The 16,439-nt window shown below is 39.0% G+C and carries 19 protein-coding genes; all 19 read left to right on the forward strand.

Annotated features, from left to right (window positions below; genetic code table 11):
* Positions 1-37: 37 nt before the first annotated feature.
* Positions 38-610, forward strand: coding sequence for a TetR/AcrR family transcriptional regulator (locus GHI45_RS04115; protein ID WP_147779556.1), 573 nt, complete (start codon positions 38-40; stop codon positions 608-610).
* 85 nt (positions 611-695) lie between these two features.
* Complete coding sequence (gene rnpA, locus GHI45_RS04120; protein WP_187230066.1) at positions 696-1,064, forward strand: ribonuclease P protein component; 369 nt, start codon at positions 696-698, stop codon at positions 1,062-1,064.
* On the forward strand, positions 1,061-1,873 hold the full coding sequence (locus tag GHI45_RS04125) for a YidC/Oxa1 family membrane protein insertase (RefSeq protein ID WP_147779558.1): 813 nt from the start codon (positions 1,061-1,063) through the stop codon (positions 1,871-1,873). The genes rnpA and GHI45_RS04125 overlap by 4 nt, the downstream gene beginning before the upstream one ends.
* Before the next feature lie 134 nt (positions 1,874-2,007).
* Positions 2,008-2,946 (forward strand): RNA-binding cell elongation regulator Jag/EloR, encoded by a 939-nt coding sequence (jag, locus tag GHI45_RS04130; RefSeq protein WP_147779559.1) that lies wholly within the window; start codon positions 2,008-2,010, stop codon positions 2,944-2,946.
* 169 nt (positions 2,947-3,115) lie between these two features.
* A complete protein-coding gene (rpmH, locus tag GHI45_RS04135; RefSeq protein ID WP_003135255.1) occupies positions 3,116-3,250 on the forward strand; it encodes a 50S ribosomal protein L34 in 135 nt (44 codons plus the stop codon).
* Between the two features lie 172 nt (positions 3,251-3,422).
* Positions 3,423-4,334 (forward strand): aldo/keto reductase family oxidoreductase, encoded by a 912-nt coding sequence (locus GHI45_RS04140; RefSeq protein WP_147779560.1) that lies wholly within the window; start codon positions 3,423-3,425, stop codon positions 4,332-4,334.
* A 181-nt stretch (positions 4,335-4,515) separates the two neighbouring features.
* Positions 4,516-4,782 (forward strand): IreB family regulatory phosphoprotein, encoded by a 267-nt coding sequence (locus GHI45_RS04145; RefSeq protein ID WP_147779561.1) that lies wholly within the window; start codon positions 4,516-4,518, stop codon positions 4,780-4,782.
* Positions 4,782-5,207 (forward strand): Holliday junction resolvase RuvX, encoded by a 426-nt coding sequence (gene ruvX / locus GHI45_RS04150; protein WP_147779562.1) that lies wholly within the window; start codon positions 4,782-4,784, stop codon positions 5,205-5,207. The genes GHI45_RS04145 and ruvX overlap by 1 nt, the downstream gene beginning before the upstream one ends.
* A gap of 48 nt (positions 5,208-5,255) precedes the next feature.
* Positions 5,256-5,585, forward strand: coding sequence for a DUF1292 domain-containing protein (locus GHI45_RS04155; protein WP_147779563.1), 330 nt, complete (start codon positions 5,256-5,258; stop codon positions 5,583-5,585).
* Between the two features lie 102 nt (positions 5,586-5,687).
* Positions 5,688-6,179 (forward strand): hypothetical protein, encoded by a 492-nt coding sequence (locus tag GHI45_RS04160; protein ID WP_147779564.1) that lies wholly within the window; start codon positions 5,688-5,690, stop codon positions 6,177-6,179.
* Positions 6,180-6,376: 197 nt separating this feature from the next.
* Complete coding sequence (locus GHI45_RS04165) at positions 6,377-7,978, forward strand: glycosyltransferase (RefSeq protein ID WP_147779565.1); 1,602 nt, start codon at positions 6,377-6,379, stop codon at positions 7,976-7,978.
* A 42-nt stretch (positions 7,979-8,020) separates the two neighbouring features.
* Entirely contained in the window at positions 8,021-9,235 is a 1,215-nt protein-coding gene (locus tag GHI45_RS04170) for a pyridoxal phosphate-dependent aminotransferase (protein WP_147779566.1), read from the forward strand.
* 183 nt (positions 9,236-9,418) lie between these two features.
* Positions 9,419-10,207, forward strand: a complete 789-nt coding sequence (gene codY / locus GHI45_RS04175; protein ID WP_147779567.1) for a GTP-sensing pleiotropic transcriptional regulator CodY — start codon at positions 9,419-9,421, stop codon at positions 10,205-10,207.
* Positions 10,208-10,389: 182 nt separating this feature from the next.
* Entirely contained in the window at positions 10,390-10,851 is a 462-nt protein-coding gene (locus GHI45_RS04180; protein ID WP_147779568.1) for a hypothetical protein, read from the forward strand.
* Positions 10,852-11,125: 274 nt separating this feature from the next.
* Positions 11,126-11,539, forward strand: coding sequence for a hypothetical protein (locus GHI45_RS04185; protein ID WP_147779569.1), 414 nt, complete (start codon positions 11,126-11,128; stop codon positions 11,537-11,539).
* Positions 11,540-11,682: 143 nt separating this feature from the next.
* Positions 11,683-11,988 carry an Asp-tRNA(Asn)/Glu-tRNA(Gln) amidotransferase subunit GatC gene (gatC, locus tag GHI45_RS04190; protein WP_147779570.1) on the forward strand — a complete coding sequence of 102 codons (306 nt, stop codon included), beginning with the start codon at positions 11,683-11,685 and terminating at the stop codon, positions 11,986-11,988.
* On the forward strand, positions 11,988-13,454 hold the full coding sequence (gene gatA / locus GHI45_RS04195; RefSeq protein WP_147779571.1) for an Asp-tRNA(Asn)/Glu-tRNA(Gln) amidotransferase subunit GatA: 1,467 nt from the start codon (positions 11,988-11,990) through the stop codon (positions 13,452-13,454). Before gatC ends, gatA begins: the two co-directional genes overlap by 1 nt.
* A gap of 1 nt (position 13,455) precedes the next feature.
* On the forward strand, positions 13,456-14,892 hold the full coding sequence (gene gatB, locus GHI45_RS04200) for an Asp-tRNA(Asn)/Glu-tRNA(Gln) amidotransferase subunit GatB (protein WP_147779572.1): 1,437 nt from the start codon (positions 13,456-13,458) through the stop codon (positions 14,890-14,892).
* 52 nt (positions 14,893-14,944) lie between these two features.
* Positions 14,945-16,438 (forward strand): amidase family protein, encoded by a 1,494-nt coding sequence (locus GHI45_RS04205; RefSeq protein ID WP_147779573.1) that lies wholly within the window; start codon positions 14,945-14,947, stop codon positions 16,436-16,438.
* The last annotated feature ends 1 nt before the right edge of the window (position 16,439 follow it).

Here is a 16,439-nt window from a genome sequence, read left to right on the forward strand (position 1 = left end):
TGCTATTGATTTTACATCAAACGAAAGAAAGATTAAAATGACTAGAATTGCATTAACTCAAGAAAAAATAGTCCTTGCGACGATTGATTTAGCAGAGAAGATTGGCCTATCAAATGTTAGTTTTCCAAGATTAGCAGAATATTTTGATATCAAGGCGCCATCGCTTTATAATCATTTCAAAAACATGGAAGAAGTGCGTGTGGCGACGGCTGTTTATGTCCACCGTATTCTTAATCATGAATTGACACAATCCATGATTGCTAAAAATCCCGTTGATGCTTTGCGGGCTTATGCAGAAAGCTACAAGGCGTTTGCGGATGAATACTCAGCGGTTTACGAATTGATTAACATGATTCGTCAAACAAAAAATGAGGAATTGGTAAGTCTTTCTGATGAAAATATTAAATTACTTATCAGAAGTTTAGAAAATCTTAATTTGCCAAAAGACGAAATACTGAATAAGAGCAGAATGTTCCGTTCATCATTGCACGGTTTTATTACCTTGTCCCAACTTGGCTACTTTATAAATGGGGCAGCTACAAAAGAAGAATCGTTTGATTATATGGTTAACGAATTGATTTCGCCACTTAAAATGGACAAATCAGAATAAGAAAGCACTTGATATTAAACCGTTTTCATTTTAGCTAGTGACATTTGGCTAACTTTATGATAAAATTGAATACGGTAATTTCAGGATGGAGGAGAGTGGCTTGGCTATAAAAAAAGAATATCGTGTAAAGCGCTCAAAGGATTTTGACCAAATCTTTACAGCAAAACATAGCTTCGCCAATCGTAAGTTTGTTGTCTATACACTGAATACAGAACAAAAACATTATCGAGTAGGGATTTCGGTCAGCAAAAAGCTGGGACATGCGGTTGTACGCAATCGAGTTAAAAGATTGATTCGACATGCTGTTGCAGAGTTTTCACCAAATATTGAAAAGGTGGATTTTGTCATTATTGCAAGATCCGGTGTTCAAGACTTAACCTTTGAAGAAGTAAAGAAAAATCTCAAACATGTTTTGAAATTATCAAATATCTACGTAGATGGAGAAATTGATTGAAAAAGAAAATCGCTTTGCTCTCAATGGCTGCTAGTTCATTGCTTCTCCTTACAGCTTGTGGAACAACTGCTGTAACGAGTTCATCGACTAACCTTTGGGAACAAATTGTATATGGCTTTGCGCAAGTGATTCGATTCTTGTCTCTTGGCGGATTAACTGGTGTTGGTATTATCTTATTCACAATTATTATTCGTGCAGTATTGCTGCCTTTGATGAATATTCAGATTAAATCTAGTCAAAAGATGCAAGAAGTTCAACCTGAAATTAAGAAAATTCAGTTGAAATATCCGGGTAAAGACCGTGAATCACGGATGCTTGTGCAAGAAGAAACGCAAAAACTTTATGCAGAAAACAAGATTAATCCATACATGGGTTGTCTGCCTTTACTTATCCAAATGCCTGTACTTTGGGCATTGTATCAAGCATTATCAAGAGTAGATTTCCTTAAACATGGAACATTCTTGTGGTTTGATATTGGAGCAAAAGATCCAACCTTCATTTTACCAATCTTAGCAGCCTTGTTTACATTCTTGAGTTCTTATCTCATGATGAAATCAAATCCTGAAAAGAACATGATGACGACATCAATGACCTACCTTATGCCAGTCATGATTTTCATTTTTGCTGTTAACATTGCATCTGGTATCGCCCTTTACTGGGTTGTTTCCAACGCCTTCCAAGTTTTCCAAACAATGTTGATTGCAAATCCATGGAAGATTATTGCAGCGCGAGAATCAAAAGTTCAAGCTCAAAGAGACAAAGAAAAAGCACGCGAACGTGCAATGAAAAAAGCTAAAAAGAAAAAATAAAAGTTTTTTTGAGATTAAGCAAAGATGTTTCGAAAATTTTAATTCATTTTTGTAAGTAAATAAAAAAATTTCGATGGACAGGTCCATTGGCTTTTGGTTCAATGGGCAAAAATAATATACAGGAGTAGTTAATTATGGCTATTTTTACTGGTGAAACAGTCGATGACGCGATTGAGCGTGGACTGAATAGATTAGGAATTAAACGTGAAAACTCACATGTTCACGTTGTGCAAAAAGAAAAGAAGGGCTTCTTGGGCTTTGGAAAAAAACGTGCCAAAGTAGAAATCGAAGCCATTCAAGAAGAAACCGTACGTAAAGCCGATCATTTGGCTGAACGTGGGGTTGTAAACGCTGATTTAGGTGTTCCCAAAGCAAAATCTGCGATGGATGCAACGCTTGAATTGAGCCAAATCGTCAAGGCGGTTCGTGCTGCTGAACGCGAAAAAAATGGTGAAATCACAGAAGCTGAACGCAATGCAATTATTGAGTCAGCTAAGAAAACAGTTGTTCAAAACACTCAAACGAGCGAATTGTCAAATGTTGTTGAAGCTGTGAAAGAAGAAATTCAACAAGCAGATAGCCCTAAACCAGCAGCACCAAAAACAGTTAAAAAATCTGAAAATGATTCTGAAATCATTTCTAAAATTTCAAATTATTTGATTGCCATTACTGATGGTATGGGGATTGAGACAGGTGTTGCTGTCAGCACTGACGGAAATCTGACGGTCTTCAATTTGAATTCAGACCATGATGCTTTACTTATCGGTAAGCATGGCAAGATTTTGCAAAGTTTGCAAGTCCTTGCTAAAGCTTATGCGAACAGCATTTTGAATACCCGTATGAACATCGCTGTTAACGTTGGTGATTATCACGAAAAGCGCAAAGCTTACATTGTAAGCCTTGCTCATCGTGCCGCTGAACGCGCCCGTGGTGGCGAAACAGTCTATATCAACGACTTGCAATCAAACGAACGTAAAATCGTTCATACCATCATTTCACAAGAACATGGTGTGGCCAGCCATTCGGAAGGTCAAGAATTTAATCGCTATATTGTTGTGACTAAAGGAATTTAAACTTGACAAATGATTGCTGATAGTGTAAACTTGTAAGGTATGCTTTTTTAGGAAAGCGAAAATCAAGAATGAAAGGAACACCGCATCATCGGTGGAGCTACTTTCAACTCGAGTCTAGCCATTTTTGGTGATGATGAGTGTTTAAGTGAAGTAGCCCAGGGACTAAATAATGAAACGTACTTACCAACCACATAAAAAACCTCGTAAGACTACTCACGGATTCCGTGCTCGTATGGCAACTAAAAATGGCCGTCGTGTCCTCGCAGCTCGTCGTCGCAAAGGACGTGCTTCACTTACAGTTTAATCAAGATTAATTCTCGATTAAAGCTACGGATAAAAAATCCGTTGTAAAAATGTAAATGACAAAAACCAGCTTAAGCTGGTTTTTTTGTCTTTCAAAATCTAAATTTTTCAATAGTTAACCGTTTTCAAAAACTGTGCTATAATAAAGCTAGAAAAAATAAGGAGAATTAGTTTTGAAAAAAATTCAAATTGGCGACATGCTTGCCTCTCAAATTGTATTGGGTGTCATGCGCATCAACGAAGCAGGAAAAAATCCTGTTGAAGCACTTGAAACAGCTTATGCTGGTGGCATCAATTTCTTTGATAATGCCGACATTTATGGCCGTGACGAATGCGAAACGATTTTTGGAAATGCGCTCAAGGAAAGTTCAATTCGACGTGATGACATTTATATCCAAACAAAAGTTGGAATTGTTCCCGGAGTTGCATTTGATTTTAGCAAAAAACATATCATAGAAGCGGTTGAGGGCTCGATGAAACGCCTTGATGTTGATTTCCTTGACTCATTGCTTCTCCACCGTCCAGACACTCTGATGGAGCCAGAAGAGGTTGCTGAAGCATTTACAGAACTTGAGACATCTGGAAAAGTGCGTCATTTTGGTGTATCCAACCAAAATGGTGGACAAATTGAACTGCTTAAAAGCGCGGTAAAACAACCTTTGCTCATGAATCAACTTCAATTTGGTGTCATGCACACGGGAATGGTTGATGCAGGTTTGCACGTTAATATGGCAGACGCAGGTTCTGTCAGCCATGACAACGGCTTGCTAGAATACAGCAGACTCAACAAAATGACCATTCAAGCATGGAGTCCTTTCCAATATGGCTATTTTGACGGACCTTTCGTTGGCAATGAAAAATTCCCTGAGTTAAACGCAAAATTGCAAGAATTAGCTGATAAATATGGCGTTACGCCAACAGGAATCGCGATTGCGTGGATTAGTCGCCACCCTGCAGCGATTCAAACAGTCATTGGTACAATCACACCAAGTCGCATTAAAGAAGTATGCGACGCGAGTGACGTTGTTTTGACACGCGAAGAATGGTACAGTCTTTACATGGCGGCTGGCAATATTTTACCTTGATGATTTTCTAAGATAATCTTTAAATTTTTGTAATTTTATCAGGGAAATGAATTGAAAAAATAAAGAAAATAGCTTATAATAGAGCTACGTCTGAGAGTAAAAAGACCTTACATTTCTGTTATTATTCTGTCAGCCCTGACAGAAAAAATGACAGCAATATAACATCAAAAGGAGGTGTCTTATGGGATTTACAGATGAAACTGTTCGCTTTGAATTTGGAGATTCGGACAAAAAAGAAATTAGTGAAACGCTTGTAGATGTTTATGATGTGTTGAAAGCCAAGGGTTACAACCCAATCAATCAAATCGTAGGTTATGTTTTGTCAGGTGACCCTGCGTACATTCCTCGCCATGATGATGCGCGTAACAAAATTCGCCGTTTTGACCGTGATGATATTGTTGAAGAACTCATCAAAGATTATCTGAAAGCACATGGTGTAAGACTCTGATGTTTGAAAGAATATTAGGGCTTGATGTTGGTACAAAAACTGTTGGAGTTTCTGTGAGTGATTTGCTTGGCGTAACTGCTCAGCCAGTTGAAACAATTAAAGTTGATACTGAAAATGGCGAACTTGGATTTGCGCGCTTAGGCGAATTGATCAAAGAATATAAGCCAGTGAAGATTGTTTTAGGACTTCCCAAACACATGAATGGAGACGAAGGCATCCGTGCTGAAGCCTCACGTGATTACGGAACGAAAGTCAATACTGAATTTTCAGTTGCAGTTGATTATCAAGACGAGCGATTAACGACAGCTCAGGCGGAAAAAGTCTTGATTGCAGGCGGTGTTCATCGCAAAGATCGGAAAAAATCGATTGATAAACTAGCAGCTGTTTTGATTTTGCAGAACTATCTTGACTCACATAAATTTTAGTCCCCCTAAAGGATTGAAAGCAAACAAAAGAACCAAAAGAGGAATACAATGGCACATACACACGACCATGAACACGATCACGAACATGATGAAGACCGCTTCATTACTTTGGTAAATGACGATGGTAGCGAAAGTCTTGGCGAGATTTTATTGGAAATTGATGGACAAGAAGAATTTGGTAAAAACTACGTTCTCGTAATGCCTGTTGATGCTGATGAAGATGAAAATGGAGAAGTTGAAATCTTGGCTTATTCATTTGTTCAAGACGAAAATGGAACTGACGGACAACTTTTCCCAATCGATGAAAATTCTGACGAAGAATGGGATTTGATTGAAGAAGTATTCGACAATTTCATGGAACAACAAGAAGAAGAATAAATATTCATAAAAAGCCATCAAACGATGGTTTTTTTCTAGGTCTTTAGACTGATTTTTCGCCTTTAAGCCCAGCTTGAGCCTGAGTCAAGAAACACTTAAGCCGTGTATTCTATAATCATTTCAACATCAAGCGTACTTGATGAAAAGAAAGAAGAAAATACTATGACAATAAAATCAATCCTCGTAGCAAGCACACTCTCAATCGGCTTATTGGCCGGTGGCGCAACACTCGTTGCCAATGCTGCAGCACCTACCGCAACGACACAAGCAGCGACTTCAGCAGCCGCTACCTCATCTACTTCAGCTACATCAAATGCTGCAAACTCAAGCACTAGCGCAGCACCACAAGGACAACCCCAAGGCAATGGTCAAGGACAACCTTCAGGCGCTATGCCAGACCGTGGTGCCAATCCAAATGACACAACCATTACAGGAGCCAATGCCGACAAAGCAACTGCCGCGGTCGTGGCTAAATACGCAGGCTTCAAAGTTGATTTGGTTCAACAAGATAAAGATGGCAGTTATGATGTTCACGGAACATTGAACGGCTCAAAAGTCATGTACAATGTAACCACTGGTTTCGTGGTTGAATAATTATAGAAAAGCTCATTAGAAATGGGCTTTTTTCTTGTTTTTGATGATAAAACTTATAAATTAAAAGCCAAATAATTTAAAAAATATAATAAAAAGTCAGAAAATTTTCCGACTTTATTGAGTAGAATGATTTTTTTTGATATAATTTTTATATTAAAACTACATTTGATATTTTTGTCAATTGTGTTGGAGGATAAATGTCAAAAGAATATGGTTCACGTACCGAACGACGACTTCGCGAGGCAGTACAACATAATAGTAAGCAAGATGAAGAGCTAGTATCGGATAAGAGGACAACGATTGAAGAAGAGAAAGATGAGGCAAAAGGGGGCGTTATCAAACGTACTCCGCGAGCTGAATTGGAACATCAATCAGAACATTTTAAAATAAATTCTTGGCTTTCGTATTTTTTGACAGCAGGATTTGGCTTAATTTTCAGCTTTACTTTTTATAGCTTCCCATTAACAAACAATTTTGCGACGCCTTTGCAATCGGAATATCTGTATTCAGGTTTTGCGATGAATCAAGGCTTGACTCCTTACAATGATTTCTTTGGAGCGGGTGGTCCTCTTTTTTATTTGTTAAATTATCTTGGTAATTTCACGGGCAGTTCAATTATCCTTTATTTCATTGAACTGATTGCATTGATTGCAAGTGGCATTTTAACCTATCGTTTGGTTGCACGTCAAACATTTAGCAGTTCGGCAGGCTTGATTATTGCAGGCTTCACAATGGCGATTGTAGCAGGTTTGGGACGTGGCGGTGCTGCACCCACACTTTTGGCTTTTCCATTTGCTGTTTGGGCTGTTGATTTTCTTGACACTTACTTTCATGAAGATGAGAAAGATGGCAAATTTGTTGTTTTTGGACTTTTTGCCGCCATTGTTTTCATGATTTCACCGATGATGTCTATTTTCTTCATTGTGTCAGCTGTGGCTTTGTTAGTCTTTAACCTTTCACACTTGAAAATCGGACGTGGAATTTATCAATTTTTATCTGTTCTTTTTGGGCTACTTGTGATTATTTATTCAGTGTCATTTTATACCTTAAATGATCAGACCATTTATACTTCTTTAGAACAATCTGTCTTAATTCCACTGACGCAATTTGGAATGACTGGAGATGTCCTATTGACCATTGCTAAAGCCATTGTATTAGTTTTGGTTTTTGGGATTGTAACGGGATTTGTTCATGGTATTGTTCAGATTAAAGAAGCAAGCAGTGCAACTATTTGGTATGTGATGCTATTGGTTGGTGCCGTTCTTGTCGGCTTACTAGTCTTTATTGCACCAGAATTTGATAGTACGAATTTATTGGCTATCGTGCCATTTTTGATGGTTTTCCAAGGTAGAAGCCTTGTGAGTGCCATCGATGATAAGCGTAATTTATTATTGGCTTATCTGCAAAACAAACTTTTTGCACCAATCTTGGCGGTTGTTTTCGTTTTTGCTTCACCTTTTGTTTACCATTGGATGAACCAAACCACCTTCTCATCTGAGAAAGCTGTGGTACAATATGTACAGGAAAATACAACGACGGATGATCATGTCTATGTTGTTTCTGAAGATAAGAATATCAATCTCTTGTCAGAACGAACAGCAACGATTGACAATGTGCCAAGCTATTATCCTAAAAAATTCAAGCAAACTTATGATTTGAATGTTGCCAACTTGAAAGATAAACTGGTTATTATTCAAGCGGGACAAAAGGTGCCAAGCAGTTTGTCGGCTACTTTAAGTAAAAATTACAAGTCCATTGGATCAAATACGGGCGAATTTACAATTTATCAATTAAAATAAAATGTAAAAAGCATGGATTGTGTCCAATAAGGAGGAAAAAGAATGCGAAATTTTGAAAAATCACATAAACTTGAACATGTGAGTTACGATATTCGTGGCCCAGTCCTTGATGAAGCACAAAAAATGCGAGCCAACGGAGAAAAAATTCTACGTTTGAACACGGGAAATCCAGCTGAATTTGGCTTTTTAGCACCTGATGAAGTCATTCGTGATTTGATCCAAAATGCAGTTGATAGTGAAGGTTATTCAGACTCGAAGGGGATTTTTTCTGCTCGTAAGGCAATCATGCAATATTGCCAACTTAAAGGTTTTCCGAATGTTGATATTGATGATATTTATACTGGGAATGGTGTTTCAGAGCTGATTGTGATGGCAATGCAAGGCCTTTTGGACACGGGAGATGAAGTGCTTATTCCGATGCCAGATTATCCTTTATGGACAGCAGCCGTCAGCCTTGCAGGTGGAACAGCTGTGCATTATGTTTGTGATGAACAAGCAGGCTGGTTCCCCGATGCTGATGACATCAAATCAAAAATCACTTCGAACACAAAAGCTATTGTTCTTATCAATCCAAATAATCCAACTGGTGCGCTATATTCGAAAGAATTACTGCTTGATATTGTACAAATTGCGCGTGAAAATGACTTAATTATCTTTTCTGACGAAATTTATGATAGACTAGTAATGGACGATTTAGTTCATGTGCCAATTGCTAGTTTAGCACCTGACTTGTTTGTTGTAACCATGAATGGTTTATCGAAATCACATCGCATTGCGGGTTTCCGCGTGGGTTGGATGGTTTTATCAGGCAACAAGTCACATGTTAAAGGCTATATTGAGGGATTAGATATGCTGTCGTCAATGCGTTTGTGTTCAAATGTATTGGCTCAATCAGTTGTTCAAACCTCATTGGGAGGTGTTCAATCTGTCGATAAATTATTGCTTCCAGGTGGTCGGATTTACGAGCAAAGGAACTTTATTTATAAGGCAATCAATGACATTCCTGGACTTTCAGCGATGAAACCGCAAGCGGCATTTTATATGTTTCCAAAAATTGACCGTGAAATGTATCGAATTGACGATGATGAACAATTTGTACTTGATTTCTTGAAACAAGAAAAGATCTTACTTGTTCATGGTCGTGGATTTAACTGGAATCAGCCGGATCATTTCCGAATTGTTTATCTGCCTCGTGTGGATGAACTTGCGGAAATTCAAGAAAAAATGGAACGTTTCTTGAGACAATACAAACGCTAAACGGAGAACTAGCAAGAAATTGCTAGTTTTTGTTGGGTTGAGAAAATTCTCAACACTCTAAAAATTACTTGTTGCAAAAAATAAGTGATAATTTTCAGACAATTTATATTGTATTTTATTTTATAATGTGTTATAATTATCATGAAAAATTTTGAACAATTTATCCAAATATAGGAGAAAAAATTGACTACATTACTTGAAAAAACACGTAAAATCACAGCGATCTTACAAGACGGAGTGACTGATTTACAGCAAGAACTCCCTTATAACAGCATGACTGAACGTCTGGCTAATGTAATTGACTGCAATGCCTGTGTGATTAACACCAAAGGTGAATTGCTTGGTTATTCTTTACCATATAACACAAACAATGACCGCGTTGACCAATTTTTCAGCGACCGCAAGTTGCCTGAAGAATACGTTCGTGGTGCCGTTCGTATTTATGACACAATGGCAAACGTTGCTGTTGATAAACCATTGGCAATCTTCCCTGAAGAACTTTTGTCAGAATACCCAGATGGTGTAACAACACTTGCACCAATCTATGGTTCTGGTATGCGTCTTGGTACATTTATCATGTGGCGTGATAACGAACCATTCAACGAAGATGACTTGGTTTTGACTGAACTTGCAACAACTGTTATCGGTGTTCAACTTTCAAATCTTAAACTTGAACAAATGGAAACAAATATCCGTAAAGATGCGATGGCAACGATGGCTGTTAATACTTTGTCTTACTCTGAAATGAAAGCTGTCAAAGCAATCATTGAAGAATTGGACGGCGAAGAAGGACACGTTATTGCTTCTGTCATTGCTGACAAGATCGGAATTACACGTTCTGTTATCGTTAATGCCCTCCGTAAGCTTGAATCTGCCGGTGTTATCGAATCTCGTTCACTTGGTATGAAAGGGACTTACCTTAAAGTCCTCAACAACGGTTTGTTTGACAAACTTGCTGGACGCAATTTCTAAAATGCTTAAATCTGAAAATCCTGCCTTGAAATGACAGGATTTTTTATTTTCCTCTTGCTTATTATTGACAAAAAGAGTAAAATACGTGAAAAAGAGCGCTACCACTCGGTTGTCCATTCCGGTTATGGCGCTAAAGTGACTCAACGAGCTGTCAGTGCTGACAGAATTCAGGAGGTGTGAAAATGAACAAATTTGTTGTGAAAGTTTGGCATTTGTTGTTTTTCTTTTTATTGACGCTTGCGTTTATGTTCTTTGACAGCACGATTAGCGATCGTAAGTTGACCATGACTTATGACTATAGAAAAAGTGGCGAAAATTATTTTGCCTTGCTTGGCGAAAGCCCAGCGACAAACATTTTACTTGGTCTTTTGCTGATTATTGCGCTAGTTGCCTGCTTTCGTCAATGGAAAAAACGCAGTGCAATCGCCTTTGCTTTTCTGATTTCTTTTAGCCTGATTCGCGTTTTGCTGCCTTTAATGACTTATTTTGATAATTTTATAAAAGTAGGACAACTTTCGAATTTCTTTTCAGGAGGACAATTTCAGTTATTCTTTTATGCCTTTAACATTGGTTTTTGGCTGGTTGGGCTATCGGGAATTCTATTTTCTCTTCTGCTTTTAAAATTTAGTTTTCAGGAAAAATGATAAAACAGCTAAGGCTGTTTTTTTGTTATGTTATTATGACATGAAACGTGATAAAATAGAATTCATATTGCACTAACTAGTCATTTGGACTTGCTCCTAAACCATTTATCCGTTTTGCCTAGTGGCACAAACCATTTGTCCGTTTTACCTAGTCGCTGAAGCGACTGGCAAAAAGGCTAAAGCGACTGATAAAAAGGTTAGGAACAAGGAAGTCTAAAATCTGAGCGATTTTAGATTAGGTATAGTATATAATTTTAGAATAGAGTGGTAACGCATGAGTAAAAAATATTTTTCAGCTGTTTTAACTCTTTGGCTTTTGACATATCTCTTGCCTTTTAACTATGGCATCAGTTTAACAACCATGTCGGAGGCGAGTTTTTCTGGCATTCAATGGATAGTGGCGCATTGGATATTATTTGTATCGCTTGCTTTACTCATCGTGCTACATTATTGGGTGAAAGAGAAAGCAATGTCGCTAGTTATTTCGGCTGCCATGGTTTTTATGATTTTGTTCTTGCTGACCTTGCCTTTCCATTTTAATCTCTTTGGAATGGGGCTGACAGAAATAAAATCAACCTTCAAGACGATTTTTGGCTTACTTAGATATGGCTATTATGTCAATGTGGTCTTTGGTTTAGGGCTTATTTTTGTCATCGTCAAAGAAAAAATCGGCAAAAAAGTGAAATGATACTGGTATCAGTACTGACAGCATACAAAAATGCTGTTTTTTGTTATAATAGACAGTGAAATACTCTAAAATTGGTTTATTGTGACCAATTTGGAAAAAAATCACTCATCGCTCTTTTAGAGGGCTGAAAGGTCAAAAAATATATGAGTCAAATTACAACAGAAGAAGTCAAGCACGTTGCGGGCTTGGCGAAACTTGAATTTGCTGAAAGCGAGATTACTGACTTTACAGAAACGCTTGGCAAAATTATTGACATGGTTGAGATGCTCGAAGAAGTGGACACGAACGGTGTGGCATTCACAATGAATGTGGCTGACAACGAAAGCCGAATGCGTGAAGACGTCGCAGTTGCTGGCTTTGACCGTGAAAAATTGCTTGAAAATGTACCAACGCATGAAAATGGCTTTATCAAAGTGCCTGCAATGCTTGCTGATGGAGGAGATGCCTGATGTCATTTAATGATAAATCAATCAAGGAGTTACACCAACTTCTTGTTAACAAAGAAATCTCAGCAGTAGAGTTGACAAAATCAACACTGGCTGACATCAATGCGCGTGAAGCTGATATGGGAGCTTTCCTCAATATTACGCAAACAGAAGCACTTGCACAAGCTGAAGCAATCGATGCACGTGGCGTTAATGCGTCAGTACTGACAGATGGTATTCCGCTTGCTGTCAAAGATAATATTGTCACAAAAGACATCGAAACAACCTCTGCAAGTAAAATTTTGCGTGGTTGGGTGCCACCATACAATGCCACAGCTGTTGAAAAACTTTATGACAAGGGCATGATTGTTGTCGGAAAAACCAACATGGACGAATTTGCCATGGGTGGTTCTGGTGAAAATTCATCAGTAAAACCAACACACAATGCTTGGGATTTGACTAAAGTGCCTGGTGGGTCATCATCTGGTTCAGCCGCCGCCGTTGCTTCAGGTCAAGTACGTTTGTCTCTCGGTTCAGATACAGGGGGCTCAATTCGTCAACCTGCAAGTTTCAACGGTATTGTTGGTATGAAACCTACGTACGGTCGTGTTTCTCGCTGGGGCTTGATTGCCTTTGCAAGTTCACTTGACCAAATCGGAACTTTTTCTCAAACTGTTGAAGAAAATGCAGAACTTTTACAAGTGATTTCTGGCTTTGATGCAAAAGACAGTACCTCTTCACAAGTTGAAATTCCTGATTATACGTCAAAAATCGGTCAAGATATTAAAGGCATGAAAATCGCTCTGCCAAAAGAATATTTTGGTGAAGGTATTGACGAAAAAGTAAAAGAACAAGTCCTTGCTGCTGCGAAACACCTCGAAAAACTTGGTGCAATCGTTGAAGAAGTAAGCTTGCCACATAGTAAATATGGCGTTGCTGCATACTATATCATCGGTTCATCCGAAGCAAGTTCAAACCTCCAACGTTTTGACGGCATTCGTTTTGGATATCGTGCCGAAGAAATCAAAAATCTTGAAGATTTGTTTGTAAAATCTCGTTCTGAAGGTTTTGGAGAAGAAGTGAAACGTCGAATTATGCTTGGAACTTATAGCCTTTCAGCTGGTTTTTATGATGCTTACTTCAAGAAAGCTGGACAAGTTCGGACATTGATTGCTGATGATTTTGCTAAAGTCTTTGAAAAATATGACTTAATCTTAGGCCCAACAGCACCAACGGTTGCCTTTGATTTAGGAAGCCGTAATAATGACCCTGTCGCAATGTACTTGGCAGATATTTTGACAATTCCAGTTAATTTGGCCGGTTTGCCAGGAATTTCAATCCCTGCAGGTCAAGCAGATGGCCTTCCAGTAGGTATGCAACTTATCGGAAAACGTTATTCAGAAGAAACAATCTATCAAGTTGCAGCTGCCTTTGAAGCAACAACTGATTGGCATAAAAAACAACCTGTCATTTTCGGAGGTGCGAAATAATATGAATTTTGAAACAGTCATTGGACTTGAAGTTCACGTTGAGTTGAACACGAATTCCAAAATTTTCAGCCCAGGAAAAATTGCTTATGGAGCTGAACAAAATACATCAACATATCTCATTGATTGGGGCTTGCCAGGAGTACTTCCAACCTTGAACAAAGGCGTTGTGGAAGCAGGAATGAAAGCAGCTTTAGCGCTCAATATGCAAATCAGTCAAGACATGCATTTTGACCGCAAACACTATTTCTATCCTGATAATCCCAAAGCATATCAAATTTCTCAACAAGATACGCCAATTGGTCACGATGGTTGGATTGAAATTGAGTTGGAAGATGGAACAAAGAAAAAAATTGGTATCGAGCGTGGTCACATTGAAGAAGACGCTGGAAAGAACACACACGGAACAGACGGCTATTCTTATGTCGATTTGAACCGTCAAGGTGTGCCATTGATTGAAATTGTTTCTCATGCCGAAATGCGTTCTGCTGAAGAAGCATACGCTTATTTGACTGCTTTACGCGAAACTATTCTTTACACAGGCATTTCTGATGTCAAGATGGAAGAAGGATCAATGCGTTGTGACGCTAATATTTCGCTCCGTCCTTACGGACAAGAAGAATTTGGCGTGAAAACTGAAGTCAAGAACATGAACTCATTTAGCAATGTTAAAAAGGCGCTTGCTTTTGAAGCAGCCCGTCAAGAAAAAATCTTGCGTGCTGGTGGTGTCATTCGTCAAGAAACACGCCGTTTTGATGATAAAACAGGTGAAACAATCTTGATGCGTGTCAAAGAAGGTTCAGCTGACTATCGTTATTTCCCAGAACCAGATCTGCCTTCACACATGATTGTTGAAGACGCTTGGATTGAAGAAGTGCGTGGTCAAATGCCTGAATTTGCTAAAGCACGTCGTACGCGCTACATCAATGATTTGGGACTCTCAGAAGCAGATGCCAAACAATTGACAGTTGCTAAAGAAACTTCAGATTTCTTGGACGCTGCTGTTGCACTTGGTGCAGACGCTAAATTGATTTCAAACTGGTTGCAAGGCGAAATTGCACAATATTTGAATGCTGAAAAATTAACTTTGAATGAGATTAAACTCAGTCCAGAAAACTTAACAGAAATGTTGAGCTTGATTGCTGACGGCACAATTTCATCAAAAATTGCCAAAAAAGTCTTTATTGAACTTGCCAAAAATGGTGGTTCTGCCGAAGCCTTTGTTAAAAAAGCTGGTTTGGTTCAAATTTCAGATCCAGCAGTTTTAATTCCAATTATTCATGACGTGTTTGCCAAAAATGAACAATCAGTTGCCGACTATCGCGGTGGAAAACAAAATGCTGCCAAAGCACTTGTTGGACAGTTGATGAAAGCAACAAAGGGTCAAGCCAATCCAGCTGTCGCCCAAAAATTGCTCTACCAAGAATTAGACAAAGATTGATCTATCAAAAAGCAAGCATTCGCTTGCTTTTTTTGAAAGGATAATTCCAAGGATGACGAATAAAATAAAAGACGCGACATACTGGGCGGATAAAATCCGTCACAATGAAATCACGCCAGAAGCCTTGCTCAAATTGACAGAAGAAAAAATTGAATTGCTCAATCCAAAATACAATGCTGTCATTGCTTACGATCGTAAAAAAGCGCTAGCGGATTTGGAAAAAACGAAATCAGGATTTTTTGCGGGCGTTCCATTTGCCTTGAAAATGCTTGGGCAAAGTCATGCAGGTTTGCCAGATACAGCCAGTTCTCTCCTTTTTAAAGATAGTGTTTCCAGAACTGACAGCAATTACGTTACTAAATTGATGGAAGCTGGACTGACACCATTTGGGCAAACGGCAGCCCCAGAATTTGGCTTTAAAAATATAACAGACTCCAAACTGTATGGCGATACAAGAAACGTTTGGAACCAGGATTATTACTCAGGTGGTTCCTCAGGAGGCGCAGCTTCAGCAGTCGCTTCTGGTATGTTCTCTATGGCCGGGGCGTCTGATGGTGGCGGTTCAATTCGAATTCCTGCCAGCTTTTCAGGTCTCATTGGCTTGAAGATGACTAGAGGTAGAATGCCTCAAGGGCCCGGAGCATATCGTTCATGGCAGGGGGCGTCCATTTCTGGAAGTTTGACGGTCTCTGTGCGTGATACGGCTCGATTTGTGATGGCCATGCAAGTGGTTCAAGAAGCAGCTCCTTATCAGACGTCCTTATTGGACGTACAGGCGCTGTCAGCTCTGACAGAGGGTAAATCCAGTGAACATGATAAACGGCTTAAAATCGCTTATTCTTTAGCTTCTCCGATTGATGCAATCCCTTTATCAGCTGATGCTGTGAATGCCGTCAAAAAAGCGGTGGCTTTTCTTGAAAAACAAGGGCATGAATTGGTCGAAGTTGCATTTCCAATGAATGCGCGTAGCTTGATACAATCCTACTACGAAATGAATGCTGCGGAAACCCTTGCTATGCTTGAACCTTGGGAGCTTGCAAATGGACGTCAGTTGACTCCTGATGATGTCGAACTTTTGACGTTTGCATTGCTAGAAGCAGGACGGAAAGCTCCTGTCAGTAGTTATATCAATGCGCTAGATCAGTGGGATAATGCAAGTGCTATTTTTGAAGAAAAAATCTTCAGCCAATACGATCTCTTTTTGACACCGACGACGGCTAAGACAGCTCCAAAAATTGGCGAAGAACTTGTCAGTGCTGACACGCAAGAAAAAATGCGTCGGATTAAAAATTATGATTTTACGGAACAACTTCGGATTATCGAAACCGCATTTGAGCGCTCGCTTGCTTATACGCCTTACAATTTTATCAGCAATTTGACAGGACAGCCTGCGCTTTCGCTGCCCGTTTATGTATCTGAAGAAAGCAATTTACCGCTAGGCATTCAACTTTGGGGCAGGAAGAACTCAGAGCTTGAGCTTTTAGCCTTAGCCTTAGAATTTGAAAACGAAGGGCAATTAATCTTACCTGAGTATTATCGAAAATAAA

It is taken from the genome of Lactococcus sp. dk101 (genome assembly GCF_009601055.1).
GTDB lineage: Bacteria > Bacillota > Bacilli > Lactobacillales > Streptococcaceae > Lactococcus.